The following is a 26,240-nucleotide window of genomic DNA, read 5'->3' on the forward strand; positions in this document are numbered from 1 at the left end:
CAAACGGCCTTTATCAGCCCACAAATTTATTTGTGGGAAAACGCCCATAATGCACATGACAAATAACCGTTTCAACGGTTATTCTACATCACCCGTTATCATCGGTTGGTAACCCATAATGGGCCATAAACCGGTTAAATTCATCCATGAACGTGACGGTACGGTGGTGTTCTTTCTGATTCAGGATGTACGCCCTTACCCGTGGCACGTGTGATTCGCTAACCGAAAAAGCACCGTAACCCGTTTGCCAGGCAAAAGGAACAGTGGTCAGCTTCACCTGATTAAACGCATGTGAACTCCCGCCTTTAATCTGTTTCATAACATCGGCAATGGATTTGCCGGGGGTAAGCAAAAACAATAAATGGACGTGATCCGCCACACCACCGATATAATCCACGAAGCACCCTATATCAATGAGCTGCTTGCGTAGTGCATCGTGCACGGTTGCGATAATTTGTGCATTGATAAGTGGTTTTCGGTCTTTTGTAGCGAAAACAGCGTGAACCCAGATTTTGCATTTCGAATGACTCACGGGGGTAGTTGGTGAAAACCGTTTCAACGGTTAGTTGGAACGAATTAATGGTATATCAAAACCCACACATTCATGTATGGGCTGATAGAAGCCGCCAAAAGGCTCTTGGTGACAAAAATATTAATTTCCATTATTCTTCTTAATGGATAGATAAAACATCTAAACCCTTATGAATCTCCAACCCGAACACATCGCTGAGTATAACCAGACGCTATTGGAAGGGCACCAACGTAAACTATCCTACTGGACGCAGGAGGTGGCTAAGGCTGAACCCATTATCCAAAAACTCATTGATTTTCAGATTGCTATCCCGAGCTGGGCTCTGGGAACGGGCGGCACGCGTTTCGGCCGGTTTCCGGGTGGGGGAGAGCCGCGCAGTCTGGAAGAGAAAATAGCCGATGTGGGCCTGCTCCACGCGCTGAACCGCGCCAGCGGGGCCATATCCCTGCACATACCTTGGGATATTCCAACCGATCCGGAAGCCATCAAACAATTGGCCGCTCAGCATGGCCTGCGGTTCGATGCCGTGAACTCCAATACCTTTCAGGATCAGCCCGACGCCGAATTGAGCTATAAATTCGGGTCACTCCAGCATACCGACCCCGCCGTTCGTCGGCAGGCGATCGAGCATAACATCGAGGTGATCCGGCATGGCGTGGCGCTGGGCTCTACGGCCCTTACCGTCTGGCTGTCGGATGGGTCCTGTTTCCCCGGTCAGCTTAATTTCCGGAAAGCCTTCGACCGCACACTGTCGAGCCTGGAAGAAATCTACGCGGCCTTACCCGACGACTGGAAAGTCTTTGTCGAGTACAAAGCCTTCGAACCCAACTTTTATTCGATGACCGTTGGCGACTGGGGCAGCAGTTTCCTCTACGCCAACAAACTCGGACCAAAAGCCTACACGCTGGTCGATCTGGGCCACCACCTGCCCAATGCCAACATCGAGCAGATCGTAGCGATTTTGCTCCATCAGGAGAAACTGGGTGGTTTCCATTTCAACGATTCTAAATATGGTGACGACGACCTCACGGCGGGCAGCATCAAGCCCTATCAGCTTTTCCTGATCTTCACCGAACTGGTGGATGGCCTTGATGCCAAAGGCATGAACCACGCCACCGACCTCGGTTGGATGATCGACGCCAGCCACAACGTAAAAGATCCGCTTGAAGACCTGCTTCAGTCGGTCGAAGCCATCCAACTGGCGTATGCTCAGGCCCTGTTAGTTGACCGCGAAGCGCTCGAAGAAGCCCGCGAAGCCAACGACGCCGTTCGGGCGCAGGAAATTTTGCAGGATGCTTTCCGCACGGATGTTCGACCCTTGGTGGCCGAAGCTCGTCGGCGGGCCGGTGCGTCGCTGAATCCGCTTGGCTTATACCGGCAGCTGGACGTCCGCCAGCACCTGATCGGTGAACGCGGTGCCAAAACAGTAGCTACGGGACTATAATGTAAAGAGCGAAAGAGTGAAAGAGTGAATAAGCTCGAGTCAGCTATTCGCTCTTTCACTCTTTCGCTCTTTCGCTCTTTAACTATATGAAAAGAATTCCTGCTATTGCAGTCTTCGACATTGGGAAGACGAATAAAAAGCTGTTTCTCTTCGACGAAAACTACCGGATTGTGCTCGAAAAATCAGAGCAGTTTACGGAAATTCCGGACGAGGACGGTGATTTGTGCGAAGATGTTCATCGGCTCACAAACTGGGTGAAAACGTCGCTGGATGAGGTATTGGCTTTGCCCGACTTTGATATTCGGGCAGTGAACTTCTCGACCTACGGAGCCAGTATGGTGCATGTCGACCAGGATGGGAAACCGATTTGCCCCCTCTATAATTACCTGAAAATGTATCCGCCCGCACTCCTTCAGCAGTTTTTCGATGCTTATGGGCCGGAAGCCAGTATAACCCGCAGAACAGCGTCGCCTTCGCTGGGTAGCCTTAACTCCGGCCTTCAGCTGTATCGTCTCAAGCACGAGCAGCCCGACGTGCTGGCGAAGCTGGCCTATACGCTCCATTTGCCGCAGTACGTGAGCAGCCTGATCAACAACTGGCCGGTTTCTGAACTGACCAGCATCGGATGCCATACCATGCTGTGGGATTTTGACCGTCAAGGCTATCATGACTGGGTAGATCGGGAAAATGTTGCCGGGTATTTGGCACCCATCGTTCCGTCAGATTCCGCCAAACCGGTTACGTTCGGCGGTAAATCCGTGCCGGTAGGCGTGGGACTGCACGACAGTTCGGCGGCCTTGATCCCGTATCTGGCCTCCACGCAAACCGATGGAGCCGTAAATCCCTTCGTACTGATCTCGACCGGAACCTGGTGCGTGAGTATGAACCCGTTCAACAGTAGCCCGCTTACGGCCGAAGAGTTGCAGTACGATTGCCTGAACTACATGCATTACAAAGGGCAGTCCGTCAAATCGTCCCGGTTGTTTGCCGGGTACGAGCACGAACAGCAGATCAAGCGCCTTGCCGACCACTTTGGTGTTCCCGTCGATCAATACATTAAGGTAGGGTACAACCCCGAAACCATTGAGAAGCTGCGCCAACATGTAAGTCAGGTAACGACCGAAGCCGACGCCAAAGGCAAGCAGCTGCTGTCTATGCAGGGTTCTTTGTTCGGACAGCGCGACCTCGCTGACTTTGCTGATTACGAGGAGGCCTACCATCAGCTTATCCTCGATATTGTGGCCCAGCAACTGGTATCGACCAACCTGGTGCTGAACGATACGTCCAGCAATCGCACGGTGGTGAAACGGATTTTCGTTGATGGTGGCTTCGGCAAAAATCCGATTTATATGAATCTCCTCGCCCGCGCTTTCCCCGACCTCGATGTGTATGCGGCTTCTGTAGCGCAGGCATCGGCTTTGGGTGCCGCGCTCGCCATCCATCACCACTGGAATGCGCTGCCCATGCCTGCCGATTGCGTAGAACTCAAAAAATACACGGCTCCCGTGATCGCTTAAACGTATAGTTTCAATTACCTGATTGATGATGCATAGTAAACCGCGAGCTGGTCATTTGGTCTTGCTTCTGCTGGCCGTAACACTAACTGCACAGGCGCAAAAACTCCCTGCCAAAAAAGAAATTCTGGCAAAAATGACGCTGGCTAATGCGTACTTCATGGCATCCTGGCCAGACCCCGGCAAAGAAATTGTAACCAACAAAACTCGTCCCAGCAACATCTGGACGCGGGCCGTTTACTATGAGGGGCTGATGGCTCTGTACGGAATTGATAAGAAAAAAGTTTATTATGATTACGCCGTCGAATGGGGCCAAAAACACAATTGGGGCTTGCGGAGTGGCATCAACACCCGCAACGCCGATGACCAGTGTTGCGGCCAGACCTACATCGACCTTTATTTGATTGATAGAAAGCCTGAACGGCTGCACGACATTAAAGCGTCCATAGATGCAATGGTGAAGAGCGATAAGGTTGACGACTGGAACTGGGTCGATGCGTTGCAAATGGCCATGCCCGTATTCGCTCAGTTAGGTGTGCTGGAGAATGACCGGAGCTATTTCGAGAAGATGTACCAGATTTACATGTACTCGAAAACCCAACACGGCGGCAATGGGCTCTACAACCCGAAGGACGGTTTGTGGTGGCGTGACAAGGATTTCGTGCCGCCTTACAGAGAGCCAAACGGTAAAGACTGCTACTGGTCAAGAGGGAACGGCTGGGTAGTAACGGCCCTGGTTCGGGTACTCGACATCATGCCTAAAGACGCGCCCCACCGCGACGAATACGAGAAAACGTACCTCGACATGATGCGGGCTCTTCCACCCTTGCAACGGGCGGATGGCTACTGGAATGTGAGCCTGCATGACCCCACCCACTTTGGCGGTAAAGAACTCACCGGAACGGCCCTCTTCGTCTATGGAATGGCCTGGGGTATCAACCACGGCTTACTGGATGGGAACGTCTACAAACCCATCATCAGCAAAGCCTGGAATGCTATGGCTACCGACTCTGTTCACCCGAATGGTTTCCTGGGGTATGTGCAGGGAACGGGGAAAGAGCCTAAAGATGGTCAGCCGGTAACCTACAACAGCAAGCCCGATTTTGAGGATTATGGTCTGGGCTGTTTCCTGCTGGCCGGTACGGAATTGTATAAACTGAAACTATAGGAACACGGATGGAACGGATTGCACGGATTTTAACGGATAAGTCGGCTTTGTTGCGCGGCTCTTTGAGAGGCCTTCTGGTCGCGTAGCGATCCAATGTTTGTAGAAACGAAAGGCGCACATATAATCAGCGTGCCGTAGGTACGCGACAAAAAACCATCGATGGTTGCGTACCTACGGCACGCCAGGCACTTACGTACGCTTTGCAAGCTAAAAACATTAGGTTGCTATGTGATCAGAATGTCCCTCAAGTCGACATGCAACAAAGCCGGATAAATCTGAAAATCAGTACGAATCCGTTAAATCCGTGTTCCTGTCAATTAAACCAGATGATGGAAGAAGTAGCTTTTACCATGAAATTGAAGCCGGGCGTGGAGGCTGAATACCAGCGCCGTCACGATGAAATATGGCCCGAACTAACCGAAGCCCTCGTTGAGGCCGGTATACGGGATTATTCCATTTACCTTGATCGCGCCACGGGAACGTTGTTCGCCATCCAGAAACGAGTGCCCAACCACACCACCGCCGACCTTCCGGGATTGCCTATTATGAAGCGCTGGTGGGCATATATGGCTGACTTGATGGAAACGAATCCGGATAATTCCCCCGTGGCAACTCCGCTGGAACGGGTATTCCATCAGGATTGAATAAGCAGGGTAAACCAGCCATTTTTAACGAATAAGTACATTCCTGTGAGTAGGTAGCGTTGCGTCGTGCATTTTTGAGATATGAAAAAATACTTGATCCCGCTCATTGCCTTTCTTGCCTATACACTTCAGAACCTAAAGGCGCAACCGGCTAGCCCGGCCGTTCTGAAAAGTGAATTTATTTACGAACAGGCTCCTTTCCCGGAATGTCATGCATCGACCATCGTCGAAACATCGCAGGGATTGGTGGCTGCCTGGTTTGGCGGAACGCGGGAGCGGCATCCGGATGTAGGCATCTGGGTGAGCCATGGGACGAAATCCGGCTGGACAACGCCTGTAGAAGTGGCAACGGGTGTCCAACCCGACGGCAAACGCTTGCCCTGCTGGAATCCCGTACTGTTTCAGGTGCCTAAGGGCGAATTACTTCTATTCTATAAAGTCGGTCCCAGCCCGTCAACCTGGTGGGGTATGCTGAAACGGTCAAACGATGGCGGGAAAACCTGGTCGGCTGCCGAACGACTGCCCGATGGGATTGCCGGACCGATCAAGAATAAACCTGTTTTGCTGGCTTCGGGCATTTTGCTTTGTCCCAGCAGTTCTGAAGATCACAACTGGCGGGTGCATTTTGAGCAGACCAGCGATTGGGGAAAAACCTGGCAACGGACAGAAGCGATCAACAACGGGGTGAATGACGGCGCTATTCAGCCTAGTGTGCTGTTTCATCCGGGCGGGCAGTTGCAGGCCCTTTGCCGGAGTCAGAAAACGGGATTCATTGCGGAAACCTGGTCGAAAGACGGCGGTAAGACATGGTCTGCTTTGCAAAAAACGACCCTGCCCAACCCGAACTCAGGCACGGATGCCGTTACGCTCGCCGATGGTCGGCAGGTGTTAGTGTATAATCCGGTTTCGCCAACTCCCGGTAAGTCCGGTGGCCCGCGCACCCCGTTGGAAGTCGCTATTTCAAGTGATGGTAAAAGCTGGAAGACACTGGCTGTCCTCGAAAACACCCCCGGCGAGTATTCGTATCCAGCAGTTATCCAAACCGCTGATGGACTCATTCAGGTAACCTACACCTGGAAACGCCAGCGGATCAGACACGTGGTTATCGACCCGAAGAAGGTATCGTAGCCACTAAAGCCGAGCGAGTTATCAATAAAAAAATACATTGATTATCAATTTTTTGTACAAGTCTGACGCCAGGCGTCAGACTTTTTTTATGAAAAATATCGGATCAGAATAGGGGTATGTTTCAACCTGGTTGTCATGGATGGCAAACACGCAGTCTGTCGAACAAACGAATGTTCGCAGCGGTGTCGTCATCCAGTAAAAACAAATACAAGCAGTTGTTATGAAACCAATGTCCAGCCAATTACTCAATCTTAGTCTACTTGCCATTTTCTTATTCAGCTTAACCGGCTGTTCGCTAACCCGCGAGGATGTCGGGCCGTATCAGGGCGATACCCAAACCTATGCCTTTACCGGGTTTGATCGGGTTGACATGGGCAGTGCCTTCAAAATTACCGTGCAGCAGGGAAACACATTTGCGGTAACGGCAGAAGGCGATCGTCGCAATCTGAATGACCTTGATGTGTATACGCGTAATGGTACGCTGTATGCTCAATACCGAAACTCCCGTCGGCGGGAGTATCAAACTGCGTTTACGATTACCATGCCAACGCTCCGGGGTGTTGATTTCTCGGGGGCCAGTCGCTCAACCGTTAGTGGTTTTTCGAATCTGGAGAGTTTAGACATCACTTTGTCTGGTGCTTCCGAAAGTCAGATCACGGCTCCGGCCAGCCTGGTAACCCTTATTCTTTCCGGCGCTTCTGTATTGCGCCTGACCGGACAGGGAAGTACGCTAACGAGCGATTTATCGGGTTCGTCATTACTACAGGCTTTTGGTTATCCGGTCGATCAGGCGGAAGTTGAAGCTTCGGGTGCCAGTAAAGCAAATGTTAATGTCGGGACCTCGCTGGTTGTCAATGCCAGCGGTGCCAGTACCGTACGTTACCAGGGTTCACCTGCGGTCCGGCAACAACTGAGTGGAGCCAGTTCGGTGCAGAAAGAATAAGGCGCTGGCCGGTAGCCATGTATGAAAACTATTGACTAGCAAATAAGCTTAAAAAAAGGTGGTCTTTAACTCCATTTCGAGTTAAAGACCACCTTTTTCATTTAGTCGTTGTTATCTGCTCAATCAGGGTTGAACAGCAGACGTACTGTCTGCTTTCTTCTTCTCTTCTGCTTTGGCTTTCTTCTTAAAGAAACCGCGCAGCAGGAAATTACTTTGAGCCGCTTTCAAATCCTCATTAAGTAGAACTGATCCCTGATTTAAGTTTTTCAGAGTAGTCCGGAGGTTAGCGGCCGTTTCCTGGTCGGTGAGCAGCACGCCTAATGGACTGTTCGTGTTGTTGAGCTTTTCCGAAGCCCGATTCAGGTTTTGGGACGTTTGCCCCAAAGTAGCCACCGTCGAGTTCGCCGATTTAGCCGCGCCCTCAAGCGACGCTGCCGAGCGGCTCAGGCGTCGGAATACCGTTGTGTCGGTCACCAATTCGTGCGCCAGCGTCCCTTTGGTGTTCAGACGGGCGGCAAACTGCGAAACAGAGCCCGTCATTTTAACGGTGTTGTTAGAGGCTAGTTCCAGATTGCGCATGGCCTTCTTGAAGTTCTCGGCGACCATCGAATCGGTCAGGACGGCGCCTACCGTGCCTTTGCCGCGTTTGAGGTTGCCCACCAGTTCTTTAAAATCGTTGGTCACCCTAAGCAGGTTGTTGTTATTTTCCTGCAAGGTGGCCATGATCTGATCGGAACTCAACGCATCCGATGTTTTGATGCGGTCGCCGTCTTCTACTTGCGGATGGCTGGTGGTGCCCCCCGCAATGACAACGATCTTGTTGCCAATCAGTCCGTCGGAGCTGATCGTGGCGTCGGCATCTTTCCGGATATACTGTTTTGAACTTTCCTCGATGTTCATGTCGACTTCCACCTGCGCATTGCCGAAAAAGCTGATTCGCTTAACGGTTCCGATTTTGACGCCCGAAAACCAGACGTTGTTACCTACTTTAAGGCCACCCACGTCTTTGAAAACAGCCATGAGTTTAAAGCTTTTCGTAAAGCGTTTTTGTTGACCGCCCAGTACAAACACCCCGGCAACGAAAATGATGATGCCCAGCAGGACAAAGATGCCAACGACAACGGAGCGTTTGTTCGATTCTGTACTCATTGAATGGTTTGGATTTTAATGTACGGTATATTGTTTGAGATGGTGAGAATTATGAACCGTATACAGAAAACTGGAAACGTGCCAGACTGTTTAATTCACAAACTTGTAATTATAAAACTGTTGTATCCGCTCATCCGGGTCGGCGAAGACCTCGTCAAATGGCCCCACCCGTTCAAACTTTCCATCGAGTAGCATGGCAACCCGGTCGCCGGTTGTTTTGGCACAGGTCAGGTCGTGGGTAATGATGATCGACGTAGCCCCAAATCGCTCCCGAACTTCATTGATCAGGTTGTTGATTTCGATACTCGTAATAGGGTCCAGACCAGCCGTTGGCTCATCGTAGAGCATGATTTCGGGCTTCAGGATCAACGTCCGGGCAATGCCGATCCGTTTCCGCTGCCCACCCGATAGCTCAGACGGCATTTGGTTAATGGTTTGCGAGAGGCCCACATCATCGAGCGCTTCTTCGACGGCCTTATCAATTTCTCCCCGGCTCAGGTTCCGGATATTGCGCACGAGCGGAAATTCAAGGTTTTCGCGGATACTCATGCTGTCGTACAGGGCACTGCTCTGGAACGAGAAGCCTACCTTCTGCCGGAATAAATCCAGCTCTTTACCCCGTAATGTTTCAACATCCTGCCCGAGTACAAGGATACTGCCTGCATCGGGTTTGAGCAGGCCAACCATGAGTTTGATCAACACCGATTTGCCCGTACCGGACCGCCCTAATACGGCTACATTTTCGCCCCGGCTTACCTCCAGATCGACTCCCCGCAGGACGTGCAGATCGCCGAAAGATTTCCGGAGCCCTTTAATTGCAATTACTGTTTCAGTAGATGGTGTCATAGTGTAATGTCATTCACACAGTCTATCATTCAATATTGAATTAACTGCCCCGAATGGCTCCTACGATTTGCAGCGAGAGGAGTTCTTCGATGAATACTAAGAACATGGAGGTAACAACGGCGGAGTTAGCCGCTTTGCCGACGCCTTCGGTGCCTTTCGATGAGTGATAGCCTTTGTAGCAACCCACCATACCGATGGTAAAGCCGAACACGATCGATTTCAGGACGGAGGCAAAAATATCCAGATAAGTGATCGCGCCGAATACCTCCTGCATGAACGACGTGAAGCTGGTCTGTTCATTCTGATTGACGTTAATATAGGCCCCGAGCAGGCCCACGAAAATGGTGTACATCGTTAGTAACGGAATGGTAAACGATGTGGCCAGTACGCGGGTAACAACCAGGAACTTGAAGGGATCGGTGCCGGAAACTTCCATGGCGTCGATCTGCTCGGTCACATTCATCGATCCCAGCTCCGCGCCAATGCTCGACCCTACTTTACCCGCAGCAATAAGGGCCGTTACGAGCGGTCCCAGTGCCCGTACAATGGCAATGGCAATCAGCGAGGGCAGCCACGACGTAGCGCCAAATTCGGACAAAGACGGGCGGGACTGGTTCGTGAAGACGATACCCGTAATAAATCCCGTTGTCGATATTAACAACAACGAACGAAAGCCAACTTCGTAACACTGCCGGATTATCTCTTTAAATTCGTAGGGAGGCAGGAGTGCTTCCCGAAAGAAACGGCCGATAAAAGACGAAACATCCGCCAATCCTAGTAAAAATCTATCAAGCCGCCGGGTAACAACGGGCCGATCTGAAGCACGACCAGTAGGTTTTGTAGTATCAGACTGCATTCAAAAAATGGAGGGAAAGCCGACGGGATACGCCCTGCCGGATGTAGAGGTATAACTGATTTAGACGATTAGGGTTTCGGTTGAGCCTGAGTTAATCGGTTTGTCGTGACTTTTCCGATTGAAAATTGCCACAAGCGTTAAATAAATTGAGTAAATGTGCCAATTTCTTCTCAGAAATAGTTTCATCCAGCATCTATCGGTCGAAATGGATGGGAAAGGAGCATAAAAAAACGACCTTTGTAGCCACATAACCCGTCTGCCGATGGGTTTGCCAGTTGCTTATGATTACCATTGGACGAATAAATACCCTGACAGCCCTGCGCGAAACCAGCGTTGGCTTTTTCCTGGGCGACCTGTTGGATCGACGGACGCAGGACTTTAGTAACGATATATTACTACCCAACAAATATGTGCCCGACACACTTTCGGTCGACGATGATATCGATGTGTTTGTGTACACCGATTCGGAAGATCGGCCCATTGCCACGACACTGACCCCCGCCATTCAGCGGGATGAGTTTGCCAGTTTACAGGTCGTTGCCGTGACCAGTGCGGGGGCATTCCTGGACTGGGGTCTGGAAAAAGACTTGCTGGTGCCCCACCGCGAACAGGCCCGACCTATGGAAGTGGGCGAGTGGTACGTGGTATTTATGTACCTCGATGAGAGTACAAACCGGCTGGTTGGATCGACCAAGATAAACCGGTTCCTGGATGAGGACGTGCGCGACCTGCAGGTTGGCGATGAGGTGCAGCTGCTGGCCTACGAACTAACCGACCTTGGTGTTAATGTAATCATCAACAATCGGTATAAGGGGCTGGTATACAGCAATGAGATATTCCGGACGGTCCGCCCCGGCGATCCGCTGATCGGGTATATCAAGAACATCCGGGACGATAGCCGGGTGGATGTAAGCCTGCAACGGACAGGCTATGAGAACGTGGAACCGAATGCCCGGCGAATTCTGGCCACGCTGAGAGCCGAGAACGGGTTTCTACCCCTCACGGATAATACCTCGCCGGAAGTAATCTACGAAACGCTCGAAATGAGCAAGAAAACGTTCAAGAAAGCCATCGGAACACTATACCGCGAGCGTAAAATCGTTCTGGAAGAGAAAGGCATCCGGCTGGTATAACAATTGAATAGAGAAAGAATGGTTAACCACAGAGCGGTGCGCCGTTGCGACACAAAGGCCACAGAGGACTATTTCTCTGTGGCCTTTGTGTCGCAACGGCGCACCGCTCTGTGGTTAACCATTCTTTCTATCAAAAAGATAATATATAGGCACTAACTAACTAGCACGTTCCAGAACCAACCGGTTAAACGGATGGTAGGCCGTTTGCGTTTCGGGGGTTAAAAAAGATGAGTAGTCATCCGGGCGCGACAGGACTTCCTTATAGAGCAGTACCCGATACAGGTAATACCGGGTTTCGCGGGGCAGACTCATCCGGTAATAATCGCGGTGATCGTTCCGTTTAAGTTGATTCTTCATATAGCCCGGACCGGCGTTATAGGCCGCAGCGACCAGCGACCACGAGCCTAACTGATCGTATAATTTTCGTAGATACCGGCAGGCAGCAACGGTGGCTTTCTGAACATTGAACCGCTCGTCGGTTTTGCCGCTTACTTTAAGCCCTAACGCACGGGCAGTAGCCGGCATCAATTGCCAGTAGCCAGCCGCGCCGGCCCGCGAAACAGCTTTGGGACGTAAGGCACTCTCTGCTAGCGGGATATACCGGAAATCGTCCGGAATCTCGTATTCTTCAAGGATGGGGTCAATTATTGGAAAAAAAGCCTCGGCCCGCTGGCGAAGGTTGCCCAGATCGCTGCTGTGACTCCGGAAAAGCGTGAACACATGTTTCCAGCGGTCAACAACATCCGTTTGGTCGAGCGGTAAACATTCGCCACAAAAATTAACGTCGAGGAGCGGTAATTCAGGCGCGTTCATTGCGGCAGGGGCAAGCATAGCCGACAGGTCAGATCGGCAGGTAAGGAGGGAGGTCGCATCGGACCGGGTTACTGCACTGATTTTGGAGGGGTGAAGAGTGGGGAGGGCTGTAGAGCCTACACCCGGTGCAATAAGTTTAGCCGCAACAGTGACAGCCGGGCGAATAATGGCCATCAATAAGGGAAATCCTACTTTTTTCAACAAAACTCAATCAGGTTGGTAATTAGTCTATAACGAAAGTAAATAATGTTTAGTGTATTGATAATCAATATTATATATAGTATTTGTTAATATGAAGCAGCGTTTTTTGGTTAAAAGAAGCCCGAATAAGCTGAGCCCCACTAATTTAGAAGAGCAAACGGGAAGATAAGTTTTAGGCGTTCTTGCCAGTAAAAAAGTAGGCGGAATGGCATCGCCATCACCATCCGTCACGTGTAGTTGAGCCGTCTCTGAAGGTAGTTAGTTTGAGATATGCTCCTGCTTCTGGCATGAGAGCACACTATAAACGGGGTTTTCAAACACCGTACGAAATTCTCTTTTTAATTCCTCCAGATTCGGGTGGACTCCAGCCTTCGCTGAAATGACGATATAATCAATGGCATACGTTTGTAATAAACTCACCCGATGCTGGCGAAACGCAGTTGACTCAACATCTTTGAGCGACTTAACGGCAGGTGAGGAGTCATTCTTCCAACGCCCAAATAATACGAAGCCGGTTGTAAAATAGGGTATCAGCACATTTAGGTTTGTGTGCGGCAATACGGCAAATCGTTTCTTGTGTGCGTTCTGATCAATCCAGTCTAAAACAGATCTTATGTGTTGCTCCCGCTGTTCCGATTCCTTATTCTTAATCAGGTAAACAAAAATAACACCATTGATTAGGTAAAGACTGATTGAATAAATCAGGAGTAAAGTAACGGCACGGGACGTCATCACAGGCATCATCAGCCCGATGAATAGGCAGCAGAAAGGACTTACATGCTCAATATATCGCTCAGCCTCTCCCAGGAATGACAGCATTTTGGTTGAAACAGCGATGAAAATAAGTAACCCGGCGATAAATAAGGTATCTAGAGCATGAGTAAGCGGTAGTGTGGGAAACGCACGGGCATCAACTAATCGATAATAAATATAAAGGGACATAACTGGTATCTGAAAGAGCAGAATCAGAAACGTATTTCGGACATAAAACAGGAAGAATAATTGTTTCAGGTCGGTGAATAAATACCGGGGGAGGTTAAGTAATTCATCAAGTCTATTTCGTTGCTGGATATTTTGATCCGAAAATCTACCTCGCCAAAATGCCCTGGCCATAACGACAAGATGCTGAATATGCCCTTTGGTGATATGCCAGACGTAGCCTCTGGAAAGCAAAAGCGCGAGTAGGTAACTGCTAACTAAAACAACCAGCGGACACAGCGAGGGCAACAAAATCGACCATAGTAGCAAGATAAAAACGTAAGCCTGACTTGAAAACATACTAGCTGAAAAGAGTAGACTTCCTGCCCAGATCGCAGCAACGATAGAATAAAAACTCCCTGTCAATACGTACTGTATCGTTAGTAATACAGCCAGAAAGAACAGAAGTTGGCCAAATACTCTGGGGGTTCCGAGAGTAGCTCGCGGACCAAAATTCAGGCCCAGCGTATAAGGAGAGAATATAAATAAACAAACTATAAAGAAAGATGTCTGTAAGTCAAGAGTCAAAAAGAAGCGGGCAGCTAAAAACAGACACACACTTACTATCCCGTCGAAGAGTCCACCCAAATAGGGTTCGATAGCGGTCCGTTGGGTCTTATTTACGTAAGAAAGTAAAATATGAAATAAGGCCGGATAGGTTAAACTTTCTGATAGTAGAAATCTGGAGATTTTTCCGGGAATCGAATGATTGTTCTGCCGTATTTCCTCCGCGAGCATTAAATGAAACCATGTGTCGTTGGTAAACAAAAAAAGTTTCCCCTTATTAAGAAAAAGCCTTGGTAGAGCTCTTAAAAGAACGGTGCATGAAAAAAGGGCAATAGAAATCAACAGGGTAGCCATACTAACCTAATTACTCCATTGGGAGGTTTCTTTGTATTTACTTGATGATCGCTACTCGACACCGTTTTTGGGGCAGGCAAGCAGCCAGCACCTTATCACTTTCTTCTAACGGATTATGTATGCATGCGTCGAGATTTTTTTGATTAAACTTATCGTATGCAAAAGTCTTTAAATATTAACCAATGTACGTTTTAAGTTTATTTTAAGTGATTATTACTCATTAGAAGCATTTTTAGCTTGTCTATTTAACATCGGTATGCTGTTCTGTGGGACATGCCGGCATACTCAATAAGTCTTCCTGTCTGAAATCGTTCCGGGGAGCCCGACCAGTTAACCTACTATAATCCAGTATCCTTATAAAATTATTGGTGTCCAGGCCATCTCTGAGAATAGTAGGTGGCCCATCAAAGGGTACAGCCGCATAAACATTGCCGAAAATGTTGTTTATTGGGTGTTTTACACAAGACAACCTCATTTGAAAATGTCCTCGAAATTAAGTCTCCTGTTTTTTCTGGTAAGCACCATCGTCGTTGCCCAAAAGAAAGTTACCCCTAAAGCCGGTCCGTATTTTCCAGCCGCGCATCAATGGGAACACAAAACCCCGACCGAGATGGGATTATCGGCAGCCAAAATTCAGGAAGCCATTGTGTTTCATCGGGATAATGAAATAAAAAATCCCCGCAGCATGGAGCAGTCGCATTATCAGTCGTTCGGTAAAGAGCCGTTTGGCTACGCCATTGGGCCTTTCGCCGACCGGGGTGAGCCAACGGGGGTAATTGTTTACAAAGGCTACATTGTGGCCGAATGGGGCGAACCTCAACGCTGCGACATTACGCACAGTGTGACCAAAAGTTTTCTGTCGACGGTAGTTGGTCTGGCGGTCGATAAAGGACTAATCCGAAGCGTAAACGATACCGTTGCGGGCTATGTGCCGCCCATCGAGTTGTATGATCAGCCCGTTACGCGCCCCGCCGATGAGTTTGGTAAACCCGAACTCATTACCCCGTTTCAAACCCCTCATAACCGGACCCTCACCTGGGATCACATGCTTCGGCAAACCAGCGATTGGGAAGGTACACTCTGGGGCAAACCCGACTGGGCCGACCGCCCCGACCCGGATGCCGCCAAATGGCTGAACCGCAAACGCAATCTGCCCGGTGCGGTCTATGAATATAACGACGTTCGGGTGAATGCATTGGCTTTAGCCGCCACCAGCGTCTGGCGAAAGCCGCTTCCACAGGTACTTAAAGAGAATGTGATGGACCCGATTGGCGCATCGAACACCTGGCGCTGGACGGGCTACCGGAATTCCTGGATCGTGCTGGATGGGCAAGCCGTGCAATCGGTCAGCGGGGGTGGACATTGGGGCGGGGGTATGTTCATCAACGCGCTGGATATGGCCCGGTTCGGCTTGCTGACGCTGAACAAAGGAAACTGGAACGGGCGGCAGTTAATTTCTGAACAATGGATCAACCAGTCGAGAACACCCACACCAGCCCAACCAACGTACGGCTACATGAACTACTTTCTGAATACCGACAAAAAGCTATTACCATCAGCATCGGCCAGTAGCTATTACCATTTGGGCAATGGTACCAACATGATCTATGTCGATACGGAGCACGATCTGGTTATGGTGGTTCGCTGGATTGACACAAAAGCCATGGACGGTATCGTCAAACGGGTGCTGGATGCCTTCCAGAAGTAGTGCCGACCGTCGAAGCGTCGAACCGTTCCGGTCCGGTCGGGTCGGAAAGCATTAAATAACGCCCATACCCTGCTTATGGAAGCGGTGCCCGCCACGAAAAAGTAAACGGGTACGAAGCCGATGAATGTAGCCGAACGTGATCTGTTTGATGTCAACAATATTATCAACCTGTTTGATGTAGAAAAGCTGGCTACGGAGCGCATGACGCCGATGGCCTACGAATATGTGGCCAGTGGAGCCGCCGATGAGTTCACCCTTCGCTGGAATCGGCAGGCACTGGATACCCTCAGGCTCAACACGCGGGTGCTGGTGGATGTGAGCCAGATCGACACACGCGTTTCGCTGCTCGGACTCGATCTGGCTTATCCCATTCTCATTGCGCCAACGGCCTATCACAAAACCATGCACCCCGAGGGTGAGCTGGCTACCGCCCGGGGCGCCGGAGCCGCCGAAGCTCTCTATGTGGTCAGCTCATTTACAAACACACCCCTGCGCGACATTGCCTCGGTAGCGACGCAGCCGCTCTGGTTTCAACTTTACGTAAGCGACGATCGGGAACGGACAAAGGCGCTGGTGCAGGAAGCCGAAGCGCAAGGGTGCCGGGCGCTCTGCGTCACGGTCGATACGCCTGTTGCCGGTGTTCGAAACCGGCAGCAGCGGGTCAACTTCGCCATGCCCGAGGGAATCACCACGCCCCACATGGCTGATGCCTTCGCGCTAACGAAGTCGCTAACCTGGACCGATGTCGACTGGCTGCAATCGTTCGCGAAAATCCCGGTTCTGCTCAAGGGAATACTGAATCCCGACGATGCCGAAATCGCCGTTAAGGCAGGTGTATGCGGTATTGTTGTGTCGAACCACGGCGGCCGAAATCTGGATACTGTACCGGCCACCATTGAGGCCCTTCCGCGCATTGCCGAACGGGTAAATAAACGCGTCCCCATTTTGATGGATGGCGGCATTCGCCGGGGCACCGACGTTGTAAAAGCCATTGCCCTGGGTGCCAATGCGGTGCTGGTCGGCAAACCCATTTGTTTCGGCCTGGCCTGTGGTGGGGCCGATGGCGTCGCAAAAGTGCTAACCATTCTCCGAACCGAGCTGGAACTAGCCATGGCCCTAACCGGTAAAGCAACCCTAGCTGATATTGACGAATCTGTGATTTGGCGGTAGGGGAAGGGAGAATTTTACTCAAATTACTTTAACACAAATACTGTTTTTTTTTGTACTCTTTCTGCTGTTTTTTGGTTATAATTGAAAGTTCAATTGTAAGCGCACACTAAATGCTTTCTAGCTGATTTTCAGATTGTTGTCGTTTAGTGGGTTTACGTACAATGATATGTTGGGTGGCGGGTCCAAAATGGGAGTTAAAGCCGGGTCTCGGCCGACAGGCCGCACGTTCCGAAAGGCAGCGTTTGGGCTTCCATTTCGGCGTTCCGTGCGACAGTTTGACCGCCCCGGCTGGACAAGTTTTTGTTTGCATTTAAAGCCTTGGCTGACAAGTCAAACGCCTGATAAATTAAGGTTTAGCTTTGAAATTTGGGCTTCTTTAGAATAATACGAACGTCCCTAGCAGGCAGGCGGGGCGGGTTGCGGTCGATAAGCCAATCGCCGGAATTAGGTACCTTTTCCATCAACCACAAATGGTATTTAAATGAAAACTTACAGTGCAACAAATATTGAAGAGGCTGTTGAGTTAGCTTATAAGTTAAGAGAAGAAGGGAAGTATAATTGGTTCCGTGGGCAAACAAAGCAATGGCCCATCTATTCGTCACTTGGCCGTGTGCAACTTAATGGCAATCAAGAAGAGATAGCTAAGGTTCTTCACCGTGTAGAATTATTTCAAAATTGGCTTAACAAAATTCCTGAATTAATATATTTAAATGAACCAGAATATGTAAATGATTTTTGCGCTATTATACAGCATTATGGTATTTCAACTCACTATATTGACTTTACAACGGATCCAGGCGTTGCAGGTTTTTTTGCTGCTGACTCAAAAAGTTTAACTGTGGGTGAGCAGTCTTCCATATATTGCTTAAACACAGACGATTTAGTATCCCACTGGGATATAGTTAAAACAATACGTAACACTCATGGAATTGATTTAGAATTAATAAATATAGATGTGAAGAATCTTTGGAGATTGCAAGCACAACGTGGTGTATTTATATATTGCAATTCGATATTAGAAAATATTTATCCCCTAGATCGAATTATATTTCCTGCTTCTAAGTATCCGTCTTTTCCTACAAGCGAACAAATATATCCAATTAATAAAAGTCCATTAGAGCAACTTTTAGATCAATACTTTGCCTTAGAAAACTACAGTTACACTAATGATTTATTAGAAAAATGGATTAAAGACTCGAATTCTAAGGGTATAAATGCGGTATCTGTTCATTTAGATTCTTTCCCTGAAGGTTATTCCAAAGAAGCTTTCATAAATAGTGTTACCTTAACTTTAGATTCGTGGAACTCTACAAACTTAAAAGCATGGATAGGCTACTCTGAAGAAAATTTTCATCAAGTTAGTGGGCCAGTTTTTCAAATAAATCTGAAAATTAATGCTAGCCCAGAAGAGATACAATCTTCATTTAGCTATGCAATGAAGCAGATACTACGCCGTGATTCTACTATTCGACAAAAAGTTGTAGATTGGGATTTTATTGAGTTTCCTACATCATTTTCTCAAGAGATTTTAAAGAGTAAGCTACGCTTGATTTGGAATGGCATGCGTCGTTTACCTTACGATGATTCTGAGTTAGCGAATAGTTTAGGAGCACTAACTGCTTTGTTTATATCGGGCTTCAAAAGCGAACTTTCCTACGACATGCAAATGAAATTATTTGCAGATCATTTTGGAGAATGTATGCGAGTTGAATTTGGGCACCAAGATGGTAGTAGCGCAAGAGGATTGGCATCATTTGAAAGCCTGCGAAAAGCTCTAAGGAAAGATATGACTGACCTTCTATTGCCTGAATATAAAGAAATTACTAATGAATTTAGTGAATTGTTTGGCATCATTTATAATCCAAAATTCATGTTTGACTTCTCTGAGTTTACGAAATTATTTGCCCGAGAAATAATCCCTGTTCAAGCTTTACTATGGGATAAATTAATTCTGTATAATCCTGCCCAGCTTGCAACATTTGGTAAACCTTGAAGTATCATTATGATAATTTACAGCCAGTAAAACATAATTTGCTCAACATGGGTAGCTTCCCGGTGACAGGAAGCACGTCCCGTAGGAAAGTGGGCAGCCCAACCGAACAGGTGTGTAAAGGTGCAAGTGGCTCGTGTTCAGGCAAGTGGCTCAATCACCATCAACACCTGTGGGCGTTGGTAGGCCCGTCTAAGCAGTGCTTCCATTTTTGGCGTTTCGTGTGACAGGCCGCACGTCCTAGAGGTTTGGTTTTACTCGTTCAGCGGGTTTCGGCTGACACAGGAAACGCCCCTGTTTGGCAGGTTTTCGATTCAATACCAGCTTATTAGCAACAAGCTAAACTCTCTATTGGGTCAGCTTGAATTTGTCAGCTAGCCCTATACTGACAAGACAATCACTCCGATTATTCGGTTTGGGAAAATAAGAACCAAACCTTTAGATTTGACAAAACATTGAGTTTACTATGCCCAACATCTTGTTCTTCGATACAGAAACTACTGGCTTGTTACCTTATGAAAATCATTTTAAAAATATAGAAGCATATCCGCGACTGGTTCAATTATCTGCATTATTGTATTCACATGAGGGTGATGAGTTAGAGTCACTAAATATGATCGTTAAGCCGTTAGAATTTGTTATTCCTAACGCTCATATTCATGGCATCAGTAACGAGATCGCGGATAAAGAGGGCAAAGATGTTTTATTAGTATTAGAATGTTTTAAAAAAATATGTTCCAAAGCTGACTTAATCGTATGTCATAATTATATATTTGATTCAACTATAATTAAAGTAGAATTACTTAGATTACAAGAAATAGATTTTTTGCTTGAAAAGAGATCGTTTTGTACAATGACTGAGTGCGATCCATTGGCTAAATCTATTTCTTTAAAAGATTTGCATTACAAATTATTTAAAAAGGATTTTTCAGGGCATCATGATGCATACATAGACGTATCTATTACCGCTAAATGTTTCTTCCATATGCTAAAACAAGGAACTTTAGTTGAAAAAAATAACAACTATTATTATCAGTCAATTTTAGATAAAGAGTTTAATATATCCTTAGACCATGATAATGTAAAGTTTTACAATGCATTTAATCTAATTTCAGAAACACGTAAAAATATATTCTTGACTGGTAAAGCTGGTACTGGAAAGACTACTTTTTTGAAATATTTGAGAACGCACACCAATAAAAACATAGTGACATTAGCTTTTACTGGGGTAGCCGCAATTAATGCTGGTGGCCAGACTATAAATAGCTTTTTTCAGTTACCACCAAGACCATTCCTTCCTGATGATAGGTCTTTGAGCAGGGAAAATATTTTTACGTTTCTGAAGTACACATCTAACAAACGAGAAATTATTAATAATGTTGATATTTTGGTCATTGATGAAGTTTCGATGGTCAGGTCAGATATTATTGACGCTATTGATAAAATACTTAGAATATTTAGAAAAAAAGAGCAATTACCCTTTGGCGGTGTACAACTAATTTTTATTGGTGATTTATTTCAGCTTCCTCCTATAGAGGCTGATGATTGGTCAGTTATTAAAGCCTTTTACAAATCTCCATATTTTTTTGATTCTAATGTTGTTAGTTCATTAGTTAATAATAATGGTTTAGTTTGCATCGAATTAGATAAGGTATATAGACAAACTGAAATAGAGTTCATAGATATATTAAATCGAATTAGGGTAGGAAAACATTCAAATTCTGATTTGACAAAACTCAACAGTCCAAATAATAGAATAACAGACGTAAACTTTTTACTGTCAGATAATTATATCATGTTAGCAACGACTAACAAAAGAGTTGATTCTATAAATTACACAAAGTTAAATGAAATAAAATCACCATCTTTCATTTTTGAAGGAGTGACAGAAGAGAATTTTCTTGATTCTATGAAAGTCGCCCCACAACGTCTAGAACTAAAGCTAGGAGCACAAGTAATGTTGCTTAAAAATATAGGTAATAATTATAATGGAAAAATTGGAAAAGTAACGGAAATTGGAGATCATTCAGTTTTAGTAGCCTTCGACGGGAATACATACGGTGATAGAATAGAGAAAGTGATTTGGGCTAATATCGAGTATAAATATAATAAGGAAGAGCATAGAATTGAGGAGACTATTAAAGGTTCTTACAAACAACTACCTTTAAAACTCGCCTGGTCAATAACTGTACACAAGAGTCAAGGTTTGACCTTCTCAAAAGTGATTGCAGATGTTTCTAGCGCTTTCGCGTCAGGTCAAGTATATGTAGCATTAAGTAGATGTACTTCGCTAAACAGTTTAAAGTTTATAACCCCATTACCATCGCACGCAATAAAAATTGACACAAGAGTTGTTGAATTTTCAGAGATTCAAACTCCAGAAACTACTATCGTTAACTTTATTAATGAAGGTAAGGCTGATGGTTATTATCAAAAATTTAAAAAATTATTACTTAACAATAAAGTAGAAGATGCTTTTGATAGTCTTGATACTGCAATAAAATATAGAAATGATATTTTCACAGTCCCTTTTAAGAAATACATTTCGGCTTATATAGATAAGTATAATAATTATAAAAAAATAATTAATTATTGCAATTCAACGATTGGTATTCTAAAACAGAGTATTGGAGATATTAATAATGAATTATTTCAGCTAAAAGAGCGCCTTCTTAGTGTTACCAATAATTTTGAAAGGCTCTTGAAAACTGAAAAAAATAATAATCAGCAATTGACGAATAAAATTATTGACTTAACAAATTCTTCAAATATACTCTCTGGCCAAATAGCTACTTTAAAGAAAGAACTTTCTAGTAGTGAATCTGAGAAGCAAAAGGTGATAAATGAAAATAAAGCTTTATTAAATAAATTACGAACTACTGAGGTAGAATTACAACAGAAGAACAGAGACTTGAATGATTTATCAGGACGATACAGTGATATGAAAAACAAATTGAATACCATTAAAGATAAATGGTATGTCAAAATTTTTGATTGATTACTTGCTACTCGTTGTTACGCTCCGCATGGGCAGGTTCACGGCGACAGGCAGCACGCCCCTAAGCCAACTTTGGCAGCCCAACCGGGCAGGTGTGTAAAGGCTCCTACGTCGCCATCGGCTCTCATTGGCGTTGGGTGTTCGCTCAAAATGTGTTCGTTTGGTGGGTTCCGGTCGACAGGAAGCACGTCCCAGAGGTCAAGTTTTTGGCTGGTTCAGCGGGTTTCGGTTGCCAATTTGAACGCCCTGGTTGGGCAGGTTTGGGTTTGTAGTTCAACGTCCCTGCGACAGGGTGAACGCCCCAACAGTTGGGCTTGACAAGACGTAGCAAAAAGCTTGTTGGTGCAGGAGCCAGAAAACGGTTAACTTTGTTAGGATAGTAACAACGATAAAGCGATGCCTACTCACAAAGCCAAGAAGTCCGCTCTCCCTTTGGTAGTACGGGGACGTAATGCGACAGGTAAAATCATTGAGGGCTCTATTCCGGCCGGTGAGTTACCGACAGAAGACCCAGGCTTGGCTATTCAGAGAATATTAGCTAAACACAAAGACATCACTCCCACGCCTATTCTACCTGAATGACCGTTTCCTCACCCACTTCGTTCGTGCTGGTAGATACGGGCGTAATGAGTCGTTTTTTTCTGAAGAAGCCACAAATTGTCAAAGCCTATACTGAACTGGTGGTCACGGCTGTCCCCGTAATTTCAGCCAGCGTATATATTGAGTTGATGCGGTGGCTGGTCAATATTCGTGGCCGTGCGATAGACCCGATTACAAAAAGTGAGTTTGACGCTATCCGAAAGCAGTTGGATAAGTATGTGCAGTTAAATCACGGCGACTGCATTGAGCTCGCGGTAGAAACATGTCGACTTTATCCAGACACTGGCCTTGGCGACTGCTTTACAATTGGAGTCGGGCTGTTTTTGACATACCTATTTTTACGCTCAATCCGAAGCACTTTGAACGCGTGCCAGGAGTCCGACTTTATCGGCCTGACAACTCTGACCTTTTGGAAACCAATTAATAGGTAGGCTTCCGGCGACAGGCAGCGCGTCCCGTAGGACAGTCGGCAGCCCAACAACAAGGGGTGTAAAGGTTTCCAGTTGCTCGTGTTCAGTCATCTTGCATCCTCATCCATCAGCCCCCTGCAGTCGTTGGGTGGCGGGAACAAGTTGGGAGTCAAAGGCGGGTTACCTGCAACAAGGCGCACGTCTCGACAGGTTAGCTTTGGGTTTCCAATTCCGGCTTTCGTGCGACAGAGGAAACGCCTTGTAAATTGAGACTAAATATTTTTTAAATGAATGAGCAGGACAACAAGAAAGCTCTTAAACGCCAGTACAAACAGCAGCAGTTAGACGAGTTTCGCCAGTCATTACCTATGTCAGTTGTCCTGTTCGAGCAACTGTTCGACTTCTTGGATAAGAACCTTGACGAAGAGTCAGTAGCAGACTTTAACTTAACTCAACAGTTCTGCATTGAAAACGAAGTTGATTTTGAACCACTAAAAAATTGGCTTGTCGGGAACGGTACAGGAGACGACTCGGAGGTATTGTGGAACCTTGAGGAGCAATTTGAAAAGCTGTAATTCAAGGTAGCGGACGACAGATAGCACGCTTTGAAAGATGGTTTTCAGCCCAACTACCCCCGTGTTCTGGCAAACAAACTTCCGAAAGTGTAAAGTTTTAACATTATGATCGCCAGTGTATTAAGGCATTGTATATCTCCCAATATACCTTTTCGCCGACAGGACAAACGGGCTCGAAAGCCAACAAAGATTGATGTTTCAAGTATGAAAAAACTGATAGCTTTTTCCTTCGTATTGTTACTGGTAAGTTGTCTGCCTTCCCGACAAGCTAGCCAAACGTCGTACCGTAAAAGCAACTTGCTAGGTGGTCGAGGTGGTGAGGGCGGCAAAGGAATGGCCGGTGCTGGGTCAAAAGGACAGGATGGCAAAGGAGGTATAACCGGTATCAAACCGTAAACTTTGTTACCAGACGCTATTGGTCAGCTTTTGGCGGTCTACTTGTCTCTAACGGGAAAACAGCCGGGGTACAACTGACTCGCTGCGGTCAAAATTTCAGCCCGGAAATAAGGAGAGAGTGGCCGCCTTGCAAGGCAAGGCTACCGGCTGGCGACGGAGTCACAGATATTCATTTCTCCGAAAAACTGGTAAAGGATTTGCCGTCGTAAGGCTACAGGCCGATGTTTCTGGTACCCAGCCAAATATTCCCGGCTCTATCATCTACCAGGCACCAAACGCCATCGTCTGTCTGCCGCTAGTGCATTATAAATGAAGTTCAGGACCAATGAGCCGTAAATAGTTTATCGGGTTTTCAAAGTAAAACAGGCACCGGATAGACTTTACCCTGTACTGATCATTGCTTACTCAAAATGCCATTACGTTCTAGAGATTGGTTTGGCCGCACCGGAAAAGACGGCTTTATATATCGTGCCTGGATGAAAAATCAGGGGTTTCCGCATCATGAATTTGAAGGAAAGCCCGTTATCGGCATTTGTAATACCTGGTCGGAGCTGACACCCTGCAACGCCCATTTTCGTGAACTGGCCGAAGCCATCAAACGCGGAGTATGGGAAGCGGGCGGTTTTCCGCTGGAGTTTCCGGTGATGTCGCTGGGCGAATGTCAGATCAAACCCACGGCGATGCTGTTCCGTAACCTGGCCAGTATGGACGTTGAAGAAAGCATTCGGGGTAATTCCATCGACGGGGTTATCCTGATGTGCGGCTGCGACAAAACCACGCCATCGCTGGTGATGGGTGCGTGTAGTGTCGATATTCCGACGATGGTGGTGTCGGGTGGGCCGATGCTGGCCGGCCGTTTTCAGGGCCGGAAGATCGGGACGAGCGACCTCTGGCGCTTTGCCGAATCGTTCAAAATGGGAGAGATGAGCCAGGCCGAGTTCGTGGCCGCCGAAGCCAGCATGGCCCGTAGTCAGGGTCACTGCGCCGTGATGGGGACCGCCAGTACCATGGCCGCTATGGTCGAGTCGCTTGGGTTGTCGTTGCCGGATAACGCCACCATCCCTGCCGCCGACTCACGCCGGAAAGTGCTGGCCCATATGACCGGTGTCCGAATGGTTGAGTTGGTGAAGGAAGGCACCAAGCCATCGCAGATATTGACCCGTCAGGCGTTCGAAAATGCCATCATGGTCAATGCGGCTCTGGGTGGATCTACGAACTTTATCCTGCACCTGACGGCCATTGCCGGACGGGTGGGTGTCGATTTATCGCTGAATGATTTCGATACCTTATCGGCAAAGATTCCCCTGCTGGCAAATCTGCAACCCTCCGGTGAACACTTCGTCGAAGATTTATTTTACGCCGGTGGTCTGCCCGCCATTATTCGCGAACTGCGGAATGTGCTTAATAATGACGCTCTAACGGTAAACGGGAAGTCGATCGGTGAAAACTGCGCCGACGCCAAATGTTACGATCCGGCCGTTATTGCCTCGGTCGATCAGCCGTTCAAGCCGGAGTCGGGCGTGGCTGTACTGCGGGGTAATCTCTGCCTCAACGGCGCCGTTATTAAGCCTTCGGCGGCAACACCTGCCCTGATGCAGCATACCGGCCGGGCCGTTGTGTTTGAGGATATCGACGATTACAAAGCCCGCATCGACGATCCGAATCTGGATGTCGACCCTGGCTGTGTACTTGTCCTGAAAAACGTGGGTCCCAGAGGGTATCCCGGCATGCCCGAAGTAGGCAATATGCAACTGCCTGCGAAGATTCTGGCGCAGGGCGTCCATGACATGGTGCGTATTTCGGACGGGCGCATGAGTGGTACCGGTTTTGGTACCGTGGTGCTGCACGTTTCACCGGAATCGGCCGTGGGAGGTAATCTGGCGCTGGTGCAAAACGGTGACCTGATCACCCTCGATGTAGAGAACCGGAGTTTACACCTGCACGTGTCGGATCAGGAACTGGCGGGCCGTCTGGTGCATTTCAAGCCACTCGATTTGGGGTACGACCGCGGATATGTAAATCTATACATCCGGCATGTGACCCAAGCCCACGAAGGTGCCGATTTTGACTTTCTGCGGGGTGGCTCCGGCAGCGAAGTGAAGCGGGATTCGCACTAGATTAGCCTCCCGGCTTAAAAAGACCAGTTATCATAAAAAAGACCTATAGCTACGCATGAAAAATGT

The 26,240-nt window shown here is 47.6% G+C and carries 22 protein-coding genes and 1 pseudogene; 15 read left to right on the plus strand and 8 right to left on the minus strand.

The window, feature by feature from the left end; all coding sequences use genetic code 11:
- Window positions 1-88 precede the first annotated feature (88 nt).
- On the minus strand, window positions 89-532 hold the full coding sequence (tnpA, locus tag CRO74_RS08020) for an IS200/IS605 family transposase (protein ID WP_097126050.1): 444 nt from the start codon (window positions 530-532) through the stop codon (window positions 89-91).
- Window positions 533-701: 169 nt separating this feature from the next.
- Between tnpA and CRO74_RS08025 the strand changes: the two genes are divergently transcribed.
- The 6 genes from CRO74_RS08025 to CRO74_RS08050 all read left to right on the plus strand — a co-directional run bounded on the left by CRO74_RS08025 (window position 702) and on the right by CRO74_RS08050 (window position 7,373).
- Window positions 702-1,976 carry a sugar isomerase gene (locus tag CRO74_RS08025; protein WP_097125456.1) on the plus strand — a complete coding sequence of 425 codons (1,275 nt, stop codon included), beginning with the start codon at window positions 702-704 and terminating at the stop codon, window positions 1,974-1,976.
- Between the two features lie 86 nt (window positions 1,977-2,062).
- Window positions 2,063-3,493 (plus strand): FGGY-family carbohydrate kinase, encoded by a 1,431-nt coding sequence (locus tag CRO74_RS08030; protein WP_097125457.1) that lies wholly within the window; start codon window positions 2,063-2,065, stop codon window positions 3,491-3,493.
- A 28-nt stretch (window positions 3,494-3,521) separates the two neighbouring features.
- Window positions 3,522-4,658: a glycoside hydrolase family 88/105 protein gene (locus CRO74_RS08035; protein ID WP_097126051.1), complete on the plus strand. Its 1,137-nt coding sequence runs from the start codon at window positions 3,522-3,524 to the stop codon at window positions 4,656-4,658.
- A gap of 329 nt (window positions 4,659-4,987) precedes the next feature.
- Complete coding sequence (gene rhaM, locus CRO74_RS08040; RefSeq protein ID WP_097126052.1) at window positions 4,988-5,302, plus strand: L-rhamnose mutarotase; 315 nt, start codon at window positions 4,988-4,990, stop codon at window positions 5,300-5,302.
- Between the two features lie 81 nt (window positions 5,303-5,383).
- Window positions 5,384-6,430, plus strand: coding sequence for a sialidase family protein (locus CRO74_RS08045; RefSeq protein WP_097125458.1), 1,047 nt, complete (start codon window positions 5,384-5,386; stop codon window positions 6,428-6,430).
- A 220-nt stretch (window positions 6,431-6,650) separates the two neighbouring features.
- Complete coding sequence (locus CRO74_RS08050; protein ID WP_097125459.1) at window positions 6,651-7,373, plus strand: head GIN domain-containing protein; 723 nt, start codon at window positions 6,651-6,653, stop codon at window positions 7,371-7,373.
- Between the two features lie 123 nt (window positions 7,374-7,496).
- Here the strand turns inward: CRO74_RS08050 and CRO74_RS08055 are convergent, their stop codons facing one another.
- The 3 genes from CRO74_RS08055 to CRO74_RS08065 all read right to left on the minus strand — a co-directional run bounded on the left by CRO74_RS08055 (window position 7,497) and on the right by CRO74_RS08065 (window position 10,224).
- Window positions 7,497-8,522, minus strand: coding sequence for an MlaD family protein (locus CRO74_RS08055; protein ID WP_097125460.1), 1,026 nt, complete (start codon window positions 8,520-8,522; stop codon window positions 7,497-7,499).
- 90 nt (window positions 8,523-8,612) lie between these two features.
- A complete protein-coding gene (locus CRO74_RS08060; RefSeq protein WP_097125461.1) occupies window positions 8,613-9,368 on the minus strand; it encodes an ABC transporter ATP-binding protein in 756 nt (251 codons plus the stop codon).
- A 40-nt stretch (window positions 9,369-9,408) separates the two neighbouring features.
- Window positions 9,409-10,224 (minus strand): MlaE family ABC transporter permease, encoded by an 816-nt coding sequence (locus CRO74_RS08065; protein WP_097125462.1) that lies wholly within the window; start codon window positions 10,222-10,224, stop codon window positions 9,409-9,411.
- A 281-nt stretch (window positions 10,225-10,505) separates the two neighbouring features.
- Between CRO74_RS08065 and CRO74_RS08070 the strand changes: the two genes are divergently transcribed.
- Complete coding sequence (locus tag CRO74_RS08070) at window positions 10,506-11,357, plus strand: CvfB family protein (protein WP_097125463.1); 852 nt, start codon at window positions 10,506-10,508, stop codon at window positions 11,355-11,357.
- A 156-nt stretch (window positions 11,358-11,513) separates the two neighbouring features.
- Here the strand turns inward: CRO74_RS08070 and CRO74_RS08075 are convergent, their stop codons facing one another.
- Together CRO74_RS08075 and CRO74_RS08080 are read right to left on the minus strand one after the other, a co-directional pair.
- A complete protein-coding gene (locus CRO74_RS08075) occupies window positions 11,514-12,344 on the minus strand; it encodes a lytic transglycosylase domain-containing protein (protein WP_097125464.1) in 831 nt (276 codons plus the stop codon).
- 285 nt (window positions 12,345-12,629) lie between these two features.
- Window positions 12,630-14,210 carry a hypothetical protein gene (locus tag CRO74_RS08080; RefSeq protein WP_097125465.1) on the minus strand — a complete coding sequence of 527 codons (1,581 nt, stop codon included), beginning with the start codon at window positions 14,208-14,210 and terminating at the stop codon, window positions 12,630-12,632.
- Window positions 14,211-14,691: 481 nt separating this feature from the next.
- Here CRO74_RS08080 and CRO74_RS08085 point away from each other — a divergent pair, with 481 nt between their 5' ends.
- The 4 genes from CRO74_RS08085 (at window position 14,692) to CRO74_RS08100 (ending at window position 22,076) form a co-directional block, all read left to right on the plus strand.
- Complete coding sequence (locus tag CRO74_RS08085; RefSeq protein WP_097125466.1) at window positions 14,692-15,918, plus strand: serine hydrolase domain-containing protein; 1,227 nt, start codon at window positions 14,692-14,694, stop codon at window positions 15,916-15,918.
- Between the two features lie 120 nt (window positions 15,919-16,038).
- A complete protein-coding gene (locus CRO74_RS08090) occupies window positions 16,039-17,088 on the plus strand; it encodes an alpha-hydroxy acid oxidase (RefSeq protein WP_097125467.1) in 1,050 nt (349 codons plus the stop codon).
- 481 nt (window positions 17,089-17,569) lie between these two features.
- Window positions 17,570-19,081: an FRG domain-containing protein gene (locus tag CRO74_RS08095; protein WP_097125468.1), complete on the plus strand. Its 1,512-nt coding sequence runs from the start codon at window positions 17,570-17,572 to the stop codon at window positions 19,079-19,081.
- 463 nt (window positions 19,082-19,544) lie between these two features.
- Window positions 19,545-22,076 carry an AAA family ATPase gene (locus CRO74_RS08100; protein ID WP_097125469.1) on the plus strand — a complete coding sequence of 844 codons (2,532 nt, stop codon included), beginning with the start codon at window positions 19,545-19,547 and terminating at the stop codon, window positions 22,074-22,076.
- Between the two features lie 38 nt (window positions 22,077-22,114).
- Here CRO74_RS08100 and CRO74_RS31515 read toward each other — a convergent pair whose 3' ends face one another.
- The gene (locus CRO74_RS31515) at window positions 22,115-22,264 is read right to left on the minus strand and encodes a hypothetical protein (RefSeq protein ID WP_179830146.1); all 150 of its coding nucleotides are present in this window, start codon (window positions 22,262-22,264) and stop codon (window positions 22,115-22,117) included.
- 390 nt (window positions 22,265-22,654) lie between these two features.
- Between CRO74_RS31515 and CRO74_RS08110 the strand changes: the two genes are divergently transcribed.
- The 3 genes from CRO74_RS08110 to CRO74_RS08120 all read left to right on the plus strand — a co-directional run bounded on the left by CRO74_RS08110 (window position 22,655) and on the right by CRO74_RS08120 (window position 24,057).
- A complete protein-coding gene (locus CRO74_RS08110; protein WP_097125471.1) occupies window positions 22,655-23,107 on the plus strand; it encodes a hypothetical protein in 453 nt (150 codons plus the stop codon).
- Window positions 23,108-23,373: 266 nt separating this feature from the next.
- Window positions 23,374-23,661: a DUF2695 domain-containing protein gene (locus tag CRO74_RS08115; RefSeq protein WP_097125472.1), complete on the plus strand. Its 288-nt coding sequence runs from the start codon at window positions 23,374-23,376 to the stop codon at window positions 23,659-23,661.
- Between the two features lie 204 nt (window positions 23,662-23,865).
- Window positions 23,866-24,057: a hypothetical protein gene (locus CRO74_RS08120; RefSeq protein ID WP_097125473.1), complete on the plus strand. Its 192-nt coding sequence runs from the start codon at window positions 23,866-23,868 to the stop codon at window positions 24,055-24,057.
- A gap of 211 nt (window positions 24,058-24,268) precedes the next feature.
- Here the strand turns inward: CRO74_RS08120 and CRO74_RS32360 are convergent.
- Window positions 24,269-24,340 (minus strand): annotated as a pseudogene (locus CRO74_RS32360) (two-component regulator propeller domain-containing protein); the annotation flags it as partial.
- Window positions 24,341-24,467: 127 nt separating this feature from the next.
- Between CRO74_RS32360 and CRO74_RS08125 the strand changes: the two are divergent.
- Window positions 24,468-26,174: an IlvD/Edd family dehydratase gene (locus tag CRO74_RS08125; RefSeq protein WP_097125474.1), complete on the plus strand. Its 1,707-nt coding sequence runs from the start codon at window positions 24,468-24,470 to the stop codon at window positions 26,172-26,174.
- Window positions 26,175-26,240: the final 66 nt, after the last annotated feature.

Origin of the sequence: Spirosoma fluviale, assembly GCF_900230225.1 — a bacterium.
GTDB lineage: Bacteria > Bacteroidota > Bacteroidia > Cytophagales > Spirosomataceae > Spirosoma > Spirosoma fluviale.

Excerpts from the sequence above, each read along its gene's own strand:
- CRO74_RS08025 (WP_097125456.1), top strand. The coding sequence starts at position 702 with ATGAATCTCCAACCCGAACACATCGCTGAGTATAACCAGACGCTATTG.
- CRO74_RS08030 (WP_097125457.1), top strand. The coding sequence starts at position 2,063 with ATGAAAAGAATTCCTGCTATTGCAGTCTTCGACATTGGGAAGACGAAT.
- CRO74_RS08035 (WP_097126051.1), top strand. The coding sequence starts at position 3,522 with ATGCATAGTAAACCGCGAGCTGGTCATTTGGTCTTGCTTCTGCTGGCC.
- rhaM (WP_097126052.1), top strand. The coding sequence starts at position 4,988 with ATGGAAGAAGTAGCTTTTACCATGAAATTGAAGCCGGGCGTGGAGGCT.
- CRO74_RS08045 (WP_097125458.1), top strand. The coding sequence starts at position 5,384 with ATGAAAAAATACTTGATCCCGCTCATTGCCTTTCTTGCCTATACACTT.
- CRO74_RS08050 (WP_097125459.1), top strand. The coding sequence starts at position 6,651 with ATGAAACCAATGTCCAGCCAATTACTCAATCTTAGTCTACTTGCCATT.
- CRO74_RS08055 (WP_097125460.1), bottom strand. The coding sequence starts at position 8,522 with ATGAGTACAGAATCGAACAAACGCTCCGTTGTCGTTGGCATCTTTGTC.
- CRO74_RS08060 (WP_097125461.1), bottom strand. The coding sequence starts at position 9,368 with ATGACACCATCTACTGAAACAGTAATTGCAATTAAAGGGCTCCGGAAA.
- CRO74_RS08065 (WP_097125462.1), bottom strand. The coding sequence starts at position 10,224 with ATGCAGTCTGATACTACAAAACCTACTGGTCGTGCTTCAGATCGGCCC.
- CRO74_RS08070 (WP_097125463.1), top strand. The coding sequence starts at position 10,506 with ATGATTACCATTGGACGAATAAATACCCTGACAGCCCTGCGCGAAACC.
- CRO74_RS08075 (WP_097125464.1), bottom strand. The coding sequence starts at position 12,344 with ATGGCCATTATTCGCCCGGCTGTCACTGTTGCGGCTAAACTTATTGCA.
- CRO74_RS08080 (WP_097125465.1), bottom strand. The coding sequence starts at position 14,210 with ATGGCTACCCTGTTGATTTCTATTGCCCTTTTTTCATGCACCGTTCTT.
- CRO74_RS08085 (WP_097125466.1), top strand. The coding sequence starts at position 14,692 with ATGTCCTCGAAATTAAGTCTCCTGTTTTTTCTGGTAAGCACCATCGTC.
- CRO74_RS08090 (WP_097125467.1), top strand. The coding sequence starts at position 16,039 with ATGAATGTAGCCGAACGTGATCTGTTTGATGTCAACAATATTATCAAC.
- CRO74_RS08095 (WP_097125468.1), top strand. The coding sequence starts at position 17,570 with ATGAAAACTTACAGTGCAACAAATATTGAAGAGGCTGTTGAGTTAGCT.
- CRO74_RS08100 (WP_097125469.1), top strand. The coding sequence starts at position 19,545 with ATGCCCAACATCTTGTTCTTCGATACAGAAACTACTGGCTTGTTACCT.
- CRO74_RS08110 (WP_097125471.1), top strand. The coding sequence starts at position 22,655 with ATGACCGTTTCCTCACCCACTTCGTTCGTGCTGGTAGATACGGGCGTA.
- CRO74_RS08115 (WP_097125472.1), top strand. The coding sequence starts at position 23,374 with ATGAATGAGCAGGACAACAAGAAAGCTCTTAAACGCCAGTACAAACAG.
- CRO74_RS08120 (WP_097125473.1), top strand. The coding sequence starts at position 23,866 with ATGAAAAAACTGATAGCTTTTTCCTTCGTATTGTTACTGGTAAGTTGT.
- CRO74_RS08125 (WP_097125474.1), top strand. The coding sequence starts at position 24,468 with ATGCCATTACGTTCTAGAGATTGGTTTGGCCGCACCGGAAAAGACGGC.